This is a genomic window from Pseudomonas putida (genome assembly GCA_041879295.1).
Taxonomy (GTDB): Bacteria; Pseudomonadota; Gammaproteobacteria; order Pseudomonadales; family Pseudomonadaceae; genus Aquipseudomonas; species Aquipseudomonas putida_Y.
This window is the reverse complement of record CP047152.1, coordinates 1,506,713-1,523,746: the sequence shown is the minus strand read 5'-3', so window position 1 is coordinate 1,523,746 and position 17,034 is coordinate 1,506,713. Positions and strand designations below refer to the sequence as shown.

General features: G+C 61.6%; 18 protein-coding genes. 8 read left to right on the top strand and 10 right to left on the bottom strand.

The annotated features are described in order from the left end of the window. Positions 1-110: 110 nt before the first annotated feature. Positions 111-1,004 (bottom strand): LysR family transcriptional regulator, encoded by an 894-nt coding sequence (locus GST84_07075; GenBank protein XGB12137.1) that lies wholly within the window; start codon positions 1,002-1,004, stop codon positions 111-113. A gap of 106 nt (positions 1,005-1,110) precedes the next feature. Between GST84_07075 and GST84_07070 the strand changes: the two genes are divergently transcribed. Continuing rightward, positions 1,111-2,283 (top strand): YbfB/YjiJ family MFS transporter, encoded by a 1,173-nt coding sequence (locus GST84_07070; GenBank protein XGB12136.1) that lies wholly within the window; start codon positions 1,111-1,113, stop codon positions 2,281-2,283. Positions 2,284-2,335: 52 nt separating this feature from the next. On the opposite strand, the gene GST84_07065 is transcribed toward GST84_07070, so the two are convergent. From GST84_07065 to GST84_07050, 4 genes are all read right to left on the bottom strand, one after another. Further along, complete coding sequence (locus tag GST84_07065) at positions 2,336-3,262, bottom strand: EamA family transporter (protein XGB12135.1); 927 nt, start codon at positions 3,260-3,262, stop codon at positions 2,336-2,338. A 105-nt stretch (positions 3,263-3,367) separates the two neighbouring features. Next, entirely contained in the window at positions 3,368-3,763 is a 396-nt protein-coding gene (locus tag GST84_07060; GenBank protein ID XGB12134.1) for a transcriptional regulator, read from the bottom strand. 76 nt (positions 3,764-3,839) lie between these two features. Then, complete coding sequence (locus tag GST84_07055; GenBank protein XGB12133.1) at positions 3,840-4,094, bottom strand: 3-oxoacyl-ACP synthase; 255 nt, start codon at positions 4,092-4,094, stop codon at positions 3,840-3,842. After that, positions 4,072-4,350, bottom strand: a complete 279-nt coding sequence (locus GST84_07050) for a BrnT family toxin (protein XGB12132.1) — start codon at positions 4,348-4,350, stop codon at positions 4,072-4,074. Before GST84_07050 ends, GST84_07055 begins: the two co-directional genes overlap by 23 nt. A gap of 214 nt (positions 4,351-4,564) precedes the next feature. On the opposite strand from GST84_07050, the gene GST84_07045 reads away from it, so the two are divergent. Then, on the top strand, positions 4,565-4,837 hold the full coding sequence (locus GST84_07045; GenBank protein ID XGB12131.1) for a hypothetical protein: 273 nt from the start codon (positions 4,565-4,567) through the stop codon (positions 4,835-4,837). Positions 4,838-4,908: 71 nt separating this feature from the next. On the opposite strand, the gene GST84_07040 is transcribed toward GST84_07045, so the two are convergent. After that, positions 4,909-6,270, bottom strand: coding sequence for a DEAD/DEAH box helicase (locus GST84_07040; protein XGB12130.1), 1,362 nt, complete (start codon positions 6,268-6,270; stop codon positions 4,909-4,911). A gap of 103 nt (positions 6,271-6,373) precedes the next feature. On the opposite strand from GST84_07040, the gene GST84_07035 reads away from it, so the two are divergent. Further along, a complete protein-coding gene (locus GST84_07035; GenBank protein XGB12129.1) occupies positions 6,374-7,675 on the top strand; it encodes a mechanosensitive ion channel in 1,302 nt (433 codons plus the stop codon). A 41-nt stretch (positions 7,676-7,716) separates the two neighbouring features. Here the strand turns inward: GST84_07035 and GST84_07030 are convergent, their stop codons facing one another. The 3 genes from GST84_07030 to GST84_07020 all read right to left on the bottom strand — a co-directional run bounded on the left by GST84_07030 (position 7,717) and on the right by GST84_07020 (position 9,901). Further along, the gene (locus GST84_07030; protein ID XGB12128.1) at positions 7,717-8,592 is read right to left on the bottom strand and encodes an EamA family transporter; all 876 of its coding nucleotides are present in this window, start codon (positions 8,590-8,592) and stop codon (positions 7,717-7,719) included. Between the two features lie 285 nt (positions 8,593-8,877). Continuing rightward, positions 8,878-9,477 (bottom strand): FMN-dependent NADH-azoreductase, encoded by a 600-nt coding sequence (locus GST84_07025; protein XGB12127.1) that lies wholly within the window; start codon positions 9,475-9,477, stop codon positions 8,878-8,880. Between the two features lie 109 nt (positions 9,478-9,586). Then, on the bottom strand, positions 9,587-9,901 hold the full coding sequence (locus tag GST84_07020) for a 3-phosphoglycerate kinase (protein ID XGB12126.1): 315 nt from the start codon (positions 9,899-9,901) through the stop codon (positions 9,587-9,589). A gap of 48 nt (positions 9,902-9,949) precedes the next feature. On the opposite strand from GST84_07020, the gene GST84_07015 reads away from it, so the two are divergent. The 4 genes from GST84_07015 (at position 9,950) to GST84_07000 (ending at position 14,145) form a co-directional block, all read left to right on the top strand. Next, positions 9,950-10,873, top strand: a complete 924-nt coding sequence (locus tag GST84_07015) for a LysR family transcriptional regulator (GenBank protein ID XGB12125.1) — start codon at positions 9,950-9,952, stop codon at positions 10,871-10,873. Positions 10,874-10,886: 13 nt separating this feature from the next. Beyond that, positions 10,887-11,699, top strand: coding sequence for an alpha/beta fold hydrolase (locus GST84_07010; GenBank protein ID XGB12124.1), 813 nt, complete (start codon positions 10,887-10,889; stop codon positions 11,697-11,699). Then, positions 11,693-12,250: a peptidylprolyl isomerase A gene (locus GST84_07005; GenBank protein XGB12123.1), complete on the top strand. Its 558-nt coding sequence runs from the start codon at positions 11,693-11,695 to the stop codon at positions 12,248-12,250. Before GST84_07010 ends, GST84_07005 begins: the two co-directional genes overlap by 7 nt. A 62-nt stretch (positions 12,251-12,312) precedes the next feature. After that, positions 12,313-14,145 carry an ATP-binding cassette domain-containing protein gene (locus tag GST84_07000; GenBank protein ID XGB12122.1) on the top strand — a complete coding sequence of 611 codons (1,833 nt, stop codon included), beginning with the start codon at positions 12,313-12,315 and terminating at the stop codon, positions 14,143-14,145. A 124-nt stretch (positions 14,146-14,269) separates the two neighbouring features. Here the strand turns inward: GST84_07000 and GST84_06995 are convergent, their stop codons facing one another. Further along, positions 14,270-15,397 (bottom strand): GNAT family N-acetyltransferase, encoded by a 1,128-nt coding sequence (locus GST84_06995; protein ID XGB12121.1) that lies wholly within the window; start codon positions 15,395-15,397, stop codon positions 14,270-14,272. A 262-nt stretch (positions 15,398-15,659) separates the two neighbouring features. Here GST84_06995 and GST84_06990 point away from each other — a divergent pair, with 262 nt between their 5' ends. After that, positions 15,660-16,904 carry a hypothetical protein gene (locus GST84_06990; GenBank protein XGB12120.1) on the top strand — a complete coding sequence of 415 codons (1,245 nt, stop codon included), beginning with the start codon at positions 15,660-15,662 and terminating at the stop codon, positions 16,902-16,904. Positions 16,905-17,034: the final 130 nt, after the last annotated feature.

The following is a 17,034-nucleotide window of genomic DNA, read 5'->3' as shown; positions in this document are numbered from 1 at the left end:
GGGTCAGCCTCACGGCAAATCAATCCTGCGATGTTTCATACAGATCATAGCCCGATGTCCTGTATTACGCATTCCTCTGTTCCTACAGATAAGGGCCATTTTGACGCGGATCAAGCCGTGGCGGTGGATTCCGACGACTGGTTAATCGTTTCGCTTTGTTGCAGGTCGATCCATGCCTGCAGATTAGCCCCGCGCATGCCCTGGCGCCACATCAGCCAGGTGACCGCCTGATCGAAAGGAGCCTGCAGCGGGTGCACCCTCACCCGGTCACGGCCAGGCAGGCTGTCGAGCATCGACTGGGCCATCATCGCCACACCCGCGCCCGCGATCACACAGGCCAACATGCTTTGATATGACTCGATCTCCATCACCCGCCCCATCGGCGTATGGGCATGGGCATACCAGGCCTCCAGGCGCATGCGGTATGAGCAGCCCTGGCGGAAGGTGAACACCGCCTTGCCCGCCACGTCCTTGGCGGTGCGTACCGCCAGGTGCTCGGGGCTGGTGATCAGTACCAGTTGCTCATCGCACAGCGGCACGCCATCAAGCCCGGCAAGGCTCGGTGGCCCGTCCACAAGAGCAGCATCCAGGGTGTGGTTCAGCAGCCCCTCAAGCAACTCGCCGCTGGGTGCTGCACGCACTTGCAGGTTCACCTTCGGGTAAGCCTGGTGATAGCGCGCCAGCAACCCCGGCAGGTGGGTCGCCGCCGTGCTGTACATGGTCCCCAGTACGAAGTCACCAGCCGGCTGACCGCCACGCACGGCGGCCAGCGCTTCGTCGCGCAAGGCTGACATGCGGTTGGCATAGTCCAGCAGCACCTTGCCTGCTGGCGACAACTGAAGGCGCTGGCGTTCGCGCAGGAACAGTTCGACGCCCAACTGCTCCTCGAGCTGGCGCAGGCGCGTGGAGAGGTTTGATGGCACCCGGTGCAGACGCTCTGCGGCGCGGGTAACCGAGCCTTCCTCGGCCACGGCCTGAAAGATGCGCAGTTGGCTGAACTCCATAGCATTCTCCAAAACAGAATAACTTGATCATCATTATTCAATTTTATTGAAAAACAAACCGTCCTAACCTGCCATCCATCGCTTATATCCGCGCAGGAGACCTGTCATGTCGCCATTCATTCAACTGCTCGCCAGCGCCGTGGCGCTGATGATGGCCATGGGCATCGGCCGTTTCGCCCTCACCCCGCAACTGCCGCAACTGATTGCCGAAGGTCAGTTCGACCTGACAGTCGCCGGGCTGGTCGCGGCGGCCAATTACCTTGGCTACTTCGTGGGTGCGGTGGACGCCATGTTCGCCCGCTCGCCAGGCCAGGTACGCCTGCGCCTGCATGGGGGGCTGTGGCTGTGTGTGCTGCTGACCCTGGCCTCATGGGCTGCCGACGGCTTCTGGGGCCACCTGCTGCTGCGCTTTGGCACCGGCGTAGCCAGCGCCTGGGTGCTGGTGATGATCACCAGCCTCAGCCAGCAAGTAGCCAATGCCCACAACCGCCAACGCCTGGGAGCGCTGGTATTCGCCGGGCCTGGCCTGGGTATTGCCGTGACCGGGCTACTGGCACTGGCCGCACATGTACAGGGGCTGGGCTCGGCAGCGCTGTGGCTGATCTATGCCGTGGCTGCCCTGGTGATGCTGCTGGCCGTGCGGCCGTGGTTGCCACGGGCATTACAAGCGGCACCGGCTCAGTCGCCAGTGCAACAAGGCCCGACGCGCAGTGTCGGCACTGGCCGCCTGGGGTTGGTGTATGCCCTGTATGGCTTGGGCTACATCCTGCCGGCCACCTTTCTGTCACAGATGGCCAATCAGCAGTTTCGCGGGCAGTGGCTGGCTGACCTGTTCTGGCCGGCGTTTGGCCTGGCGGCGGCGCTGGGCGTCTTGCTGGTGAGCGTGCGCCGTGGTGGCCACACTTCAGCCTGGCTGACTGCCACCCTGTGGCTGCAAGGGCTGGGTGTGCTGGCCTGCCTGATGGGTGGAGGGATCGGGCTGGCGCTGGGTGTTGCGCTGTGTGGCGGGCCGTTCCTGGCCTGCATGCAACTGGTCATGCAACGCTCGCGCGAGTTGGCGCCACATGCCACACAGCGCAATGCCGGGCTGCTGACCGCGTGCTTTGCCTTGGGGCAGTTGAGTGGGCCGCTGCTGGCCGCGCTCAGCAGCCATTACAGCGGCGGGCTGCAACCCGCATTGATGCTGGCGGCGGGCGGGTTGGTGGTGGCTGGAGTGTTGGTCCAACTGCCCGGTAATGCACAGCAGGGAAGCGCCTGTCAGGCCAAGGTTGCATCCTGAGTCGATGTAGCCTGTTCCGGCCGCCCGCGAAGGGGCCGGTACAGGCTATCCATCACCCTACCAACCGCCGCAATTGTTGTTTCACCCAAGGCTCGGCACTTACCAGGATCACCCCCAGCAACACCATCAACGCCCCGACCACGAAATTCGCACTGAGCGGCTCATCCAGCAGCAATACACCAAAGGTCACCCCAAATAACGGGGTAATGAAGGAAAACACCGCGAGGTTCGACGCCAGGTACTTACGCAGCAACCAGAACCAGGTGAGGTAGCTGATGAATGAGACCACAATCCCCTGGAACAACACGCTGCCCATCGCCAGCGGCGTCAGCGACACCGCGCCGATCTGCCCGCTGACCAGGGCAATCAGCAGCAGCCCGGCAAACCCGACCGCCAGCTGATAGAACAGGGTCAAGGTTGCCGGCGCCTCCGATAGCCGTGAGCAACGCACCACCACCGTAGTCGCGCCCCAGGCCAGCCCGGCGATCACGCCAAAGGCATCACCCAGCAAGGTGCGGCTGTCCATGTCCTCGAACGAAGTGCCACCGGCAAAGGCCATGGCAATGCCGCCGAAGGCCAGCAGAATGCCCAGCCATTGCAGCAGCCGCAAGCGTTCACTGGCTAGCCGAAAATGCAGGCCCAAGGCGGTAAATACCGGCGCGGTGTAGAGGAATACCGACATGTGCGCCGCCGACGTCAGTTTCAGTCCTTCGGCAATGAACAGAAACTCCACCCCGAACAGCCCGCCCGCCACCACCCCTGCGCGCCAAGTGCTGCCGACCTGCTCCCAGCCTCCCCGCCAGCACAGCATCAGGCCTACCAGTACAGCGGCAATGCCATTGCGCAGTGCTGCCTGCATCACCGGGGCAATGTCGACCGCAGCGGTCTTGATCAGTACCTGCTGGCAACCCCAGATCAGGCAAAGCCCCAGCATTACCTGGAAGGCAAAGGCGTCAGGGTTCTTGCGGACCGCGCTCATAAGCGGGCCTCTGGGGTGATCGTAGGCATGGGCAAGGCTCGGCAGCGTTCAGGAGCTACCGATTATCGGGTTTCGAGCGCTGCACTTGCCAGCCTTAAAACGACCTCAAGCAATCTGTGCCTTCGCAGATACCTGTTCGAATGTCGTTTCGTCCAGCGCATCCTCCTGCTCATCCAGCACCTGGCGCGGGTGCTCGAAGCCGGGGATGCTGCTGTCGATAAGGCTCATCAAGCGCGAGCCGCGTTCGGTCAGGACGAAGTTTTCGCCATTGCCGCCGTCCTCTTCAGGCCGGCATTCAATGAATCCGCGCTCGAATAGCAGCTTTTCATACTCGCATGCACGGGTTTTCAGGTGATCCACGTCACCCACCGGCTCACCCTTGGCGGCCAATGCCGCAGCATGCTGTTCGGCATAAGGGCGGGGCGTGAAGCTGTGACCGGCGCCGTTCTGCACTTCGTGCAGCAAGCGTTCGATCAGGTCCCAGTCGTAGGTGATGCTCATGGCTACGGGCTCCTGCTGTGGACGAAAGGGGTACACAGGTTGGGACCTGCCAGGGTTGCCAAGCGTTCCGAAGCGCTTAGCGCTGGCGTTGTTGCGCTTGCATGTACTGGCGCAGCAACTGATTGATCCGGGTCTGGTAGCCGCTACCCTGCTCCTTGAACCAGGCGAGGACATCTGAGTCCAGTCGAATGGTCACCGTCTGCTTGGCGGGAACGCGCAGCTCGGCCTGGCGGAAAAAGTCCTGGTCCAGTTCAGGGATATCTGATGTGTCGATATCCTTGTCGTCCTGTCGGGCCAGGCGGCTCCAGTCAGTTCTCGATGATTTGGTCATAGTACCTGGCCTCCCGTTTGGTGGCTTTTCTTGCAGAAATGATGCGTATCACCTCACCCCGCCTCTCCGTGTACACGACGACACCTATCAGCGCCTTTAGCCATCCTAGGCTGACCCAACGTTCTTCAGCACATTCCACATCCTCATCACGCCGGATCAGCATGGGATGATTGAACATGTCAGGAACGTCGGCAAAGTCGATGCCGTGCTTGCGGATATTGCTCTGGTTTTTCCCTTCGTCCCATTCAAAGAACATGGGACGACCTGTATTTACAGCTGTACATACAATACCCCCTCTTTTCCTTCGAGACTAGAGCGATGTAGCGTGCTGCTCAACGGCGCTGGAGAGATACGGGAGCGTTTCAGAAACGGACTACCACCACCAAAGAATCTTCCATCGGTCGCAAGCCCTGAACTTCCCTGCCCCCACAGCCCTCCACCGGGCATCACCACCGCCGGAGGTTGAAAGGATGAAACCGCTACTGCCCATAGCCTGTGCCACTGCCCTGCTCTGCGCCCTGCCCGCTTGGGCCTGCACACCTGAAGAAGCAACACAAAAACGTGAGGAGTTGGCCGGGCTGGTCACTCAGTTGACCGAGCAGAACCCGCAAAAGGCCAAGGAGATCAATGATGAGCTCCAGGGGATGGATCTGGGGACGGCGAGCAAGGACTTGCCCGACAAGTGTCAGCTGATCGACCAGCGGATCAAGGAGTTGAAGCAGGCAGAGAAAAAGGCGGAGTGATCGTTCGTCGCCTGCGCACGCCCTTCGCAGATGCGAGTTTGCGTCGCTTCTGCAAAGGGCCGGCGTGAGTCTTATTCAGCAGCAGGCTTGCGCTTCTTAAGCGGTGCCAGGCCGTCAGCACTGGCCAGGGGCGCGTTGGCCTTCGGCTTGGCAGTAGGCTTGCGCTTGGCGGCAGCTTTCTTGTCGCCAGTTTTCTTCTCGACCTTTTTCTTCTTGCTGCCGGCCGCCTTGCCCGAGGCTTTGACTTTCTTCGGCCCGTTGTAGGTACCCTTCACTTCCTTGATGACCCGGCGCTCGAACTGCTGCTTGAGGTAGCGCTCGATGCTCGACATCAGGTTCCAGTCGTTGTGGGTGATCAGCGAGATCGCCAGGCCTTCACCACCGGCACGGCCGGTGCGGCCCACACGGTGGACGTACTCGTCACCGCTGCGTGGCATGTCGAAGTTGATCACCAGGTCCAGGCCGTCGATATCCAGGCCACGGGCTGCTACGTCGGTCGCCACCAGCACTTTGGAGCTGCCCTGCTTGAAACGCTCGATGGCCAGCTTGCGGTCCTTCTGGTCCTTTTCGCCATGCAGCACGAAAGCCTTCACATCCTTGGCCACCAGGTGGCCGTAGATACGGTCGGCCATGGCGCGGGTGTTGGTGAAGATGATCGCCTTGTCGAAGGTTTCGTTGGCCAGCAACCACTGCGCGATCTGCTCTTTATGCTGGTCGTGGTCGGCGGTGATGATCTGCTGGCGGGTGCCTTCGGCCAGTTGCGAGACACTGTTGAGCATCAGGTGCTCAGGGTCTTTCAGCACCTTGCCGATGATGTCGCGCAGGGCTGCGCCACCCGTGGTGGCCGAGAACAGCAAGGTCTGCTCGCGGTTCTCGCACTCCTTGCACAGGCGCTCCATGTCTTCGGCAAAGCCCATGTCGAGCATGCGGTCGGCTTCGTCCAGAATCAGGACCTGCACGTGGGACAGGTCGAGGTTGCCGGCATTGAGTTGCTCGAGCAGGCGACCCGGGGTGCCGATCAGCACGTCGGGCACCTTGCGCAGCATGGCGGCCTGTTCCTTGAAGTCTTCGCCGCCAGTCACCAGGCCCGACTTGATGTAGGTGAACTGCGAGAACAGCTGCACCTGCTTGAGGGTTTGCTGGGCCAGTTCACGGGTCGGCAGCAGGATCAACGCGCGAATCTCGACACGCGGGCCGCTGAGGTCGACCAGACGGTTGAGCAGTGGCAGTACGAAGGCTGCCGTCTTGCCGCTGCCGGTCTGCGCAGTCACACGCAGATCCCGCCCTTGCAGGGCCAGGGGGATGGCCGCGGCCTGCACCGGGGTTGGCTCGACAAATTTAAGCTCGGCCACGGCTTTAAGCAGGCGTTCATGCAGGGCGAATTGGGAGAACACGGAGGTAACCTCAGACAAGTGCGGGAAATTCAGTTGCATAGGGTAACGTTTTCTGCCGCCTTAGCCGAATTTCTTTTGGCAACTTTGTCGCTATCCGCGCTCTAATACAGCTTCGTTTCGCAACAAGACTGTACGCAAGCCCATGGATATCCAACAAATCTGGCGTGATTCCCTCGACCTGTGGGGCACCCTCGATCAACATCCAATGCTGCACGCCGCCATCGGTCTGGCGGCACTGCTGCTCATTTCCCTGATAGTCGGCCGCTTGGCGCGCTTCCTGGTACTGCAAGGCGGGCGCCTGTTGGCCCGTCAGCATGCGCTGAAGTGGCTGGACGACCTGCGCCACAACAAGGTGTTCCACCGCCTGGCACAAACGACCCCGTCACTGGTGCTGCAATTCGGCCTGAAGCTGGTGCCCGAGCTGTCCGACACCGCCCAGCACTTCCTCGGCAATGTCGCCCTGGCCTTTACCCTGCTGTTCATGACCATGGCGCTGTCGTGCCTGCTGGATGCCCTGCTCGACATCTATGCCCGCACCGAACACGCCCGCACCCGCTCGATCAAGGGCTACGTGCAACTGGCCAAGTTGATGTTGTGGATCTTCGCCTCGATCGTCATCGTCGCCACCCTGATCGACCGCTCGCCGCTGTTACTGCTGTCCGGCCTGGGTGCGATGTCGGCGGTGCTGCTGTTGGTGTACAAGGACACCCTGCTGTCATTCGTCGCCAGCGTGCAGTTGACCAGCAACGACATGCTGCATGTGGGTGACTGGATCGAAATGCCGCAGGTAGGCGCCGATGGCGACGTGGTAGACATCACCTTGCACACGGTGAAAGTGCAGAACTTCGACAAGACCCTCGTTTCCATCCCCACCTGGCGCCTGATGAGCGAGTCATTCCGCAATTACCGCGGCATGCAGCAGTCCGGTGGCCGACGCATCAAGCGCAGCCTGTTCATCGACGCCGGCGGCGTACGCTTTCTCTCCCGCGAAGAAGAGCAGCGCCTGAGCCAGGTGCGGCTGCTGGGTGACTACCTGACCGCAAAGCGCCAGGAACTGCAGAGCTGGAACGAGGCGCTGGGGCCGGTGGCGGAGCTGTCGGCCAACCGCCGCAAGCTGACCAATATCGGTACCTTCCGTGCCTTTGCCCTGGCTTACCTGCAGAACCACCCCAACGTGCACAAGAACATGACCTGCATGGTGCGGCAGATGCAGACCACGGCCGAAGGCGTGCCGCTGGAGATTTACTGCTTCACTACCACCACGGCGTGGGAAGAGTACGAGCGGATTCAAGGCGATATCTTCGACTACCTGCTGGCGGTGTTGCCGGAGTTTGGCCTGAGCCTGTATCAGCAGCCGAGTGGCAATGACATGCGGGTGGGGTTGGCCGGGCGTACGGCGGCGGAGCCGATGCCGCGTCGCATTGAAGATATGAGCGAGGCCTGAGATTGCCGGGGCTGCCCTGCAGCCCCGGATCAACGGGCGCGTCAGGCCTTGCCGGCCAGCGACGCCTGTGCGCGCCCACCCAGGCGGCTCAGCCACACCGACGCCAGGATGATCCCCCCGCCGATGAACAGCCGCCCCAGCGGCTCGTGCTGGTTCCAGATCAACAGGTTCAGCAGCAGCCCTACCGGCACATGCAGGTTGTTCATGACCGCCAGCGTACCGCCAGAAACCAGGCATGCCCCTTTGTTCCACCAGTACAGCCCCAGCGCCGTCGGGCACAGCCCCAGGAACAACAGCACCAGCCATTGCACATCCGTGCTCGGCAAGTGCTGAGTGTTGCCGAACAGCAAGAAGGCCGGCAGCACCACCAGCAACGCGCCGAGGTAAAAGTACCCGAAGCGGGCGTAGTGTGGCAGGTCACTGGGGTGGCGAGCGACCAGGTGGCGGTACAGCACCTGGCCAGCAGCATAGGTGAAGTTGGCCAGTTGCAGCAGCAGGAAGCCGATGAAGAACTCGCCGCTGATGCTGTCGAAGCGGATCACGGCGGCACCGGCCACGGCGACCAGCGCGGCCACTAGCGCCCAAGCGTTGAAGCGCCGGTTCAGGGCATCTTCGATCAAGGTCACATGTAGCGGCGTGAGGATGGTGAACAGCAGCACCTCCGGTACGGTAAGCACCCGGAAGCTCAGGTACAGGCAGACATAGGTGATGCCGTACTGCAGCGCGCCAATCAGCAGCATGGAACGCATGAAGCGTGGCTCGACCTGGCGCCAGCGGGTCAGCGGCAGGAACACCAGGCCGGCCAGCAGCACCCTGGCGAGCACTGCGAAATAGCTGTCAACGTGCCCGGCCAGGTACTCGCCGATCAGGCTGAAGGAAAACGCCTGGATCAGCGCGACGATTATCAGGTAGCCCATGGTTGTCTCTCGTGAATCAAGGCCGCGACCTTAGCGGGTTGCGACGAATGAGTTCAACCATGAGGAATGTAGGGGCTGTACCGGCCTCTTCGCGGGCACGCCCGCTCCCACAGGGACCTGCAATATCTTCCGGCGACTGGAGGCCCTGTAGGAGCGGGTTTACCCGCGAAGAGGCCGGCACTGATGCCCTAAAAATCCCAGGCATAAAAAAGCCCGGCCATACAAGCCGGGCAGGTACACCCAAAGGAGCAAAAACAGGTGTCAGGGTTGGGAATTCGTGAAACCTCAGGCCACCGCCGCCAGCTTGGCCTTGGCCTGGCTGACGCCCTTCTCGTGGAACTCGCCGCTCATGTTCAGGCCTTCGGCATGGATGAAGTCGACATCGTGGATGCCGATGAACGCCATCACCTGGCGCAGGTACGGTTCCTGGTGGTCACTGCTGGCGCCAGCATGGATGCCGCCACGGGCAGTCAGGACGATGGCGCGCTTGCCGGTCAGCAGGCCTTGCGGGCCAGTCGGGGTGTACTTGAAGGTGATGCCGGCACGCAGCACATGGTCCAGCCAGGCTTTCAGGGTGCTGGGGATGGTGAAGTTGTACATGGGCGCAGCCATCACCAGCACGTCAGCCGCCAGCAATTCATCCGTCAGTTCGTTGGAACGGGCCAGGGCCTCCAGTTCGGCGGCGGTGCGCTGTTCTTCAGGCTTCATCCAGCCACCCAGCAGGTTCGCGTCCAGATGGGGTACCGGGCTTACTGCCAGGTCGCGCACAGTGATCTGATCGGCCGGGTGGGCGGCCTGCCATTGCTGGATGAAATCTTTGGTCAGCTGACGGGAAACGGAATCCTGCTGGCGGGCGCTGCTTTCGATGATCAGTACGCGGGACATGGGGTGCCTCCATCGGCAAAAAAGGGTGCGATTCGATGGAGGTGAGATTAAGGCTTGACCTATCGATAAAAAAGCGTAAAAAGTGGGTCCAATCTATCGATTAATCAGTTTATTCCGCACTGCAGTTCAAGGCGATGCGCAGTTTGATGATTTGCCGATTGAATTTGGCGGTGACATCGACGCTTTTACCTGCCGGTACGTTCACCCGGCGCACCCGCGGTGCCTCCGGGCCATTGCGAAAGGTCACCTTGCACGCCGCCGGGACCTGCCCATAGTTGTTGAGGGTGATGGCGCCAATGTCATAGGCCGTGTCATAGGCGGTGTAGTCGAGCTTGACCCCGGTCAGCTCCTTCTCCACATCGATGGGATAAGCCATGGCCCCGAGGGGCAGGCACATCAGTATTGCCGCACAATATTTCTTCATGGGCCGCTCTCCTTGAAAGAGCGCAGCTTAGGACAACAGGAGCGAAAGATGAAAGCGCCGCGCGTAACCCTTGACCAGTGGCGAACCCTGCAAGCAGTGGTCGATCACGGCGGGTTTGCCCAGGCCGCCGAGGCCTTGCACCGCTCGCAGTCATCGGTCAGCTACACCGTGGCCCGCATGCAGGAGCAACTGGGCGTGCCGCTGCTGCGCATCGATGGGCGCAAGGCGGTGCTGACCGAGGCCGGCAATGTGCTGCTGCGCCGCTCGCGCCACCTGGTCAAACAGGCCAGCCAGCTCGAAGACCTGGCCCACCACATGGAACAAGGCTGGGAAGCCGAGGTGCGCCTGGTGGTCGATGCCGCCTACCCCAGTGCCCGCCTGGTGCGCGCGCTGGCTGCGTTCATGCCGCAAAGCCGCGGCTGCCGGGTGCGCCTGCGTGAAGAGGTGCTGTCTGGCGTGGAGGAAGTGATGCACGAAGGCATCGCCGATCTGGCCATCAGCAGCTACAGCATCGGCGGCTACCTGGGTGCCGAATTGAGCGCCGTGGAGTTCATCGCCGTCGCCCACCCCGAGCACAGCCTGCACCGCCTGGGACGTGAACTGACCTTCCAGGACCTGGAAAGCCAGCTGCAGGTGGTGATCCGCGATTCCGGCCGCGCCCAACCGCGTGACGTAGGCTGGCTGGGCGCCGAGCAGCGCTGGACCGTCGGCAGCCTGGGCACCGCCGCCACCTTTGTCAGCAGCGGCCTGGGCTTTGCGTGGCTGCCTCGTCACATGATCGAGCGTGAACTGCGCGAAGGCGTGCTCAAGCCATTGCCGCTGGATCAGGGTGGCAGCCGCCACCCACTGTTCTACCTTTATTCGAGCAAAGAGAAGACCCTGGGACCGGCCACGCAGATTCTCATCGACCTGCTGCGCAATTTCGACACCGCGCCACTGGACGTGCCCTTCGCAGCCCCCCCGCAAGCCTGAGAGGACCGCGCCCATGGCCTATTTCGAACACGAAGGATGCACGCTGCATTACGAGGAATATGGCCAGGGCGAACCCCTGGTGTTGCTGCACGGCCTGGGCTCCAGCTGCCAGGACTGGGAGTTGCAGGTGCCGGTGCTCAGCCGCCACTATCGGGTGATCCTCATGGATATCCGCGGCCACGGTCGCTCCGACAAGCCCTCTGACGGTTACCAGATCGCCACCTTCAGTGCCGACCTGCTGGCCCTGCTCGAACACTTGCACACAGGGCCGGTGCACTTCGTCGGCCTGTCCATGGGCGGCATGGTCGGCTTCCAGTTTGCCGTCGACCACCCGCAATGGTTGCGCAGCCTGTGCATCGTCAACAGCGCCCCCGAGGTCAAGCGCCGCACCCGCAGTGACTGGGCGTGGTGGCTCAAGCGCTGGAGCCTGGCGCGCATCCTCAGTGTCGAAACCGTCGGCAAGGGGCTGGCCGAGCGGCTGTTCCCCAAGCCACAACAAGCAGACCTGCGGCACAAGATGGCCCAGCGCTGGGCGCGCAACGACAAACGCGCCTACCTCAAGAGCTTCGACGCTATCGTCGACTGGGGCGTGCAGGAACGCATCGGGCAGATCCACTGCCCTACTCTGGTGATCGCCGCCGACCACGATTACACGCCGATACAACTCAAAGAGCGCTACGTCGCCCTAATACCCAACGCCAGGCTGGTCGTCGTCGACGATTCCCGGCACGCTACACCCCTCGATCAACCCGAGGTCTTCAACCAGACCCTGCTGCAGTTCCTCGCAGCCGTTTCCACCTCTCAAGGATCTTTGAGCCCATGCTGAAAAAACTCCTGCTCACCGCCTGCTCGGTCGCCTTCGCCACCAGTGTCATGGCTTCCGACAAGACCCCGCACGTCATGCTGGACACCAGCTTCGGTCAGGTCGAAATCGAGCTGAACGCCGAGAAGGCACCGATCAGTACCAAGAACTTCCTGGAGTACGTCGACAGCGGCTTCTACAACAACACCATCTTCCACCGCGTGATCCCGGGGTTCATGGTCCAGGGCGGCGGTTTCACTGACCAGATGGTGCAGAAGAACACCAACGACCCAATCAAGAACGAGGCCAGCAACGGCCTGCAGAACACCCGCGGCACCCTGTCGATGGCGCGCACGTCCAACCCGAACTCAGCCACCAGCCAGTTCTTCATCAACGTCGCCGACAACGACTTCCTCAACCCGGGCCGCGACGCCGGTTATGCGGTGTTCGGCAAAGTGACCAAGGGCATGGAAGTGGTCGACCAGATCGTCAACTCGCCCACCACCATCAAAAAAGGCATGCGCGACGTACCGGCCGATCCGGTCTATATCAAGTCCGCCAAACGTATCGACTGACTGCAGGCTTCACAAGGATGTGAAACCGCCTGAGGGTCGGACGAACAGGAGTGTTGTCGACCATGCTGTACCGTCGTTTCGAAAGACTGATCGATATTTTCCGCGCGGCACCGAGCGAAGCCCCCCCGAGCACGGTGTGGCCGTTCTATCTGTACTACCTGCGCCAGGTATGGCCTGCTTTTCTCGCGCTGCTGGTGGTTGGCCTGTTCGCCTCGCTGATCGAGGTGGCGATGTTCAGCTACCTCAGCCGCATCATCGACCTGGCCCAGGGTACGCCCAATGCCAACTTCTTCAGCGAGCACAGCGGCGAGCTGATCTGGATGCTGGTGGTGATCCTGCTGCTGCGGCCAGTGTTCTTCGGCCTGCATGACCTGCTGGTGCACCAGACCATCAACCCTGGCATGACCAGCCTAATCCGCTGGCAGAACCATACCTACGTGCTCAAGCAGAGCCTGAACTTCTTCCAGAGCGACTTTGCCGGGCGCATTGCTCAACGCATCATGCAGACCGGCAACTCGCTGCGCGACTCCGCCGTGCAGGCCGTGGACGCGTTATGGCATGTGCTGATCTACGCCATTACGTCGCTGGTGTTGTTTGCCGAGGCCGACTGGCGCCTGATGCTGCCGCTGCTGATGTGGATCATCGGCTACATCGCCGCGCTCTGCTACTTCGTGCCGAGGGTGAAGGAACGCTCGGTGATTTCTTCCGACGCCCGCTCCAAGCTCATGGGGCGTATCGTCGATGGCTACACCAACATCGCCACCCTCAAGCTGTTCGCCCACACCGACTACGAACAGCAATACGCTCGCGAAGCAATCCGCGAACAAACCGAAAAAACCCAGCTGGCCTCACGGGTGGTCACCAGCATGGACGTGGTCATCACCACCCTCAACGGCCTGCTGGTGGCCACCACCACGGGCCTGGCGCTGTGGCTGTGGAGCCAGTCGCTGATCACCGTCGGCGCCATCGCCCTGGCCACTGGCCTGGTGATCCGCATCGTCAACATGTCAGGCTGGATCATGTGGGTGGTCAACGGCATTTTCGAGAACATCGGCATGGTGCAGGACGGCCTGCAGACCATCGCCCAGCCGGTCACCGTCACCGACAGGCCCAATGCGCCGGCACTGAAGGTCAGCCGCGGCGCGGTGCGTTTCGATGACGTCGACTTCCATTACGGCAAGGCTGCCAATGTCATCGAAGGGCTCAACCTGGACATCCGCCCTGGTGAGAAAATTGGCTTGATCGGCCCATCAGGGGCAGGCAAGTCGACCCTGGTCAACCTGCTGTTACGCCTGTACGACGTGCAGGGTGGGCGCATCCTGATCGACGGCCAGGACATTGCCGAGGTCAGCCAGGCCAGCTTGCGTGCGCAGATCGGCATGATCACCCAGGACACCTCGCTGTTGCACCGTTCGATCCGCGACAACTTGCTGTATGGTCGCCCAGATGCCAGCGAGGCGGAGTTGATCGAAGCCGTGCGCCGTGCCCGCGCCGACGAGTTCATCCCGCAACTGTCGGATGCCCAGGGGCGTACCGGCTTCGATGCCCATGTGGGGGAGCGCGGGGTCAAGTTGTCGGGCGGTCAGCGTCAGCGTATCGCCATTGCCCGGGTCCTGTTGAAGAATGCGCCGATCCTGATCATGGACGAGGCCACTTCAGCGCTGGACTCGGAGGTGGAGGCTGCCATCCAGGAAAGCCTGGAGACGCTGATGCAGGGCAAGACGGTGATTGCCATCGCCCACCGGCTTTCCACCATTGCCCGTATGGACCGGTTGGTAGTGCTGGACAAGGGACGAATTGCCGAAAGTGGCAGCCACAGTGAGTTGCTGGAACAGCAAGGGCTGTATGCCCGGTTGTGGCACCACCAGACCGGGGGCTTTGTCGGGGTCGATTGACGCTTGCACCAGCCTCTTCGCGGGCTCGCCCGCTCCCACAAGATCACCACAGGCCTCAGAACTGTGCAATACCTGTGGGAGCGGGCAAGCCCGCGAAAAGGCCAGCACAGGCAACACAAAACGCTCAGTCCCGGCGGTAGGGCAACATCCCCCGCGCCTCCTCGGCATACCCCCTGACCCCTTCCCGTTCCTGCAGCAGAAAGTCCTCCACCGCCCGCCGCAACCCCGGATGCAGCAGGTAATGCCACGACCGCGTCAACACCGGCTCGAAACCGCGAATCAACTTGTGCTCCCCCTGCGCCCCGGCATCGAAACGCTGGTAACCCTCGGCAATGGCAAAGTCCATGCCCTGATAGAAACACGTCTCGAAATGCAGCCGGTCGAACTCATCCAGGCAGCCCCAGTAGCGGCCAAACAGGCTGTCACCGCCCACCAGGCTCAAGGCCATGGCCACATCTCGCCCACCCTGGCGGGCCATCACCACGCGCACAGCCTCGGGCATGCGTTCGGCCAGCAGGCTGAAAAACTCGCGGGTCAGGTAAGGCGCCCGACGGCGTACCGCATAGGTGTTGGCGTAACACAGGAAGACGAAGTCCCACTGTGCTTCATCCAGTTCGTCGCCCCGATACCAGCGAAAGTCGATGCCTTGCCCCGCCACCTGCTCGCGTTCCTTGCGCATCTGCTTGCGCTTGCGCGAGCTAAGACTGTCGAGAAAGTCCTGAAAGTCGCGGTAACCGTGATTGCGCCAATGAAACTGGCACCCCAACCGCTCCATCCACCCCGGCAAGCCAGCCATCTGCGCATCCAGCTGCGGGTCGGTGAAGTTGATGTGCGCCCCTGACAACCCACCCTTACCCAGGTATTCCGGTAGCGCCTGTAGCACCAGCAAGCCGTCGGCTGGGTCGGCAGCCAGCAAACGCGGGCCACTGACCGGGCTGAACGGCACGGCGCCGAGCAGCTTGGGGTAGTAGGCGATACCGGCCCGCTCACAAGCGTCGGCCCAACCATGATCGAACACATACTCGCCAAACGAGTGCCATTTGCGGTAAGCGGGCAACAGCGCCCGCACCTGCCCGTCACGCTCCAGCACCAGGTGCTCGGGAGCCCAGCCAGTGCTACGCGCCACGCTGCCGCTGTCCTCCATTGCACTGAGAAAAGCATGGCGCAGGAAGGGTTGACCGGCTGGCACATGGGCATCCCAGGTGGCTGTCGGGAGATCACGCAGATGGGCAAGGCTGTACAGGCTGGTCACGTTTTCGGCTCGCTGTCTGAAGACCGTCAGTATCCCCAAGGAAGGCTCGTCGCTCAAATGACGAAAGCCGGGTTGATCCCTTCATTCTCAATTACTTAACAACAGTGCCACTAATCAGACATTAATCTGTCATTGACCCCCGCAATACTTGCGCCTGTTTTCCGGATCCACAGAACCTGTCTACTCAGGCCCTTTCCGAAGACATGCCAACGCAGGGGCAGGCGCTTGAGCCTCCCCCATTTTTTTCAGTAGGGAGAACCTTATGCGTCTTGTTTCCACACTTACCGGAGTAAGCCTCACCGGCATGATGCTGGCCCTGAGTGCCCCGGCCAGTGCTGCTGTCGACGCCAAGCTGCTCGAAATGCTCCGCGCCAATGGCTCGATCAACCAGGCGCAGTACAACGAACTGCAGGGCGACCTGGCAAAAGAAACCAAGGAAAAGGCCGACCAGAAAGCTCAGTCCGAACGTATGAGCTCCTTCGAACAAAAAGTGGCATGGGCCGCCAAGACCCAGATCAAGGGTGACGTGCGCCTGCGTTACGAAGACGTCAACGTCGACGACCCGAACAGCAGCAGCGGCAACCAGGACCGCCAGCGCGTGCGTGCCCGTGTCGGCTTCTACAGCGAGATCAACCCGCAGGTCGACGCCGGGGTTCGTATCGCCACTGGCAGCAGCGCTGACCGACGTTCGACCAACCAGAGCTTCGACAACTACTTCGACAAGAAGTCGCTGTGGGTCGACCTGGCCTACCTTGACTGGCACCCGACTGCAGTCCCTAACCTGCACCTGATTGGCGGCAAGATGCAACAGCCTTGGGTGAGCATGGGCGACATCATCTGGGATGGCGACATCAACCCGGAAGGTGTGGCTGCGACTTACAAGGCTGACCTGGGCGGGGCCGAGGTCTTTGCCAGCGCCGGTCAGTACACCCTGAAGGACAACGTCGATGGTGACGGCGTCCAGTACAAGCACGATGCGCAGGTTTACCACGGCCAGTTGGGCGCCAAGTTTGCGCCGGCCGACGTGCTCAAGCTCACCGTGGGTGCCAGCATCTATGGTTACGACAACGACAAGGAAGCAACCATCCTGCAGTCGTTCGGCAACACCACCAACGAGTTCAATCTGGTGGAAGGCTTTGGCCAGATCGATTTCACCGGCTTGGCCATTCCGTTGTCGGCCTATGGCCAGTACGTGAAGAACACCGAGAGCACCGATGGCGAAGATCAGGCCTGGCTGGCTGGCCTGAAAACCAAAATGGGCGCCTGGAGCCTGGACTACAACTACCGCGATGTGCAGCGTAACGCGGTGGTCAGCCTGTTCACCGATTCGGACTTCGGCAACGGCTTCACAGGTTCGCGTGGCCACAAGTTCAAGGTCGGTTACGAAATCGACAAGAACTTCTCCCTGGGTGCTGCCTACCTGATGGCCAAGACCGACCTGTCGCAGCTGCCGAACAGCAATGCTGACGTCGACACCCTGCAGGTTGATCTGGAAGCCAAGTTCTAAACAACACCCTGCTCTGCTTCACCTGAAGCGGGAAACGCCGACCCCATCCGGCGTTTCCCGCTTCTTTTTGCCTGTGTGAAATGCGCCGGCCCCTTCGCGGGCTTCCCCGCTCCCACAGGATCACAACAAA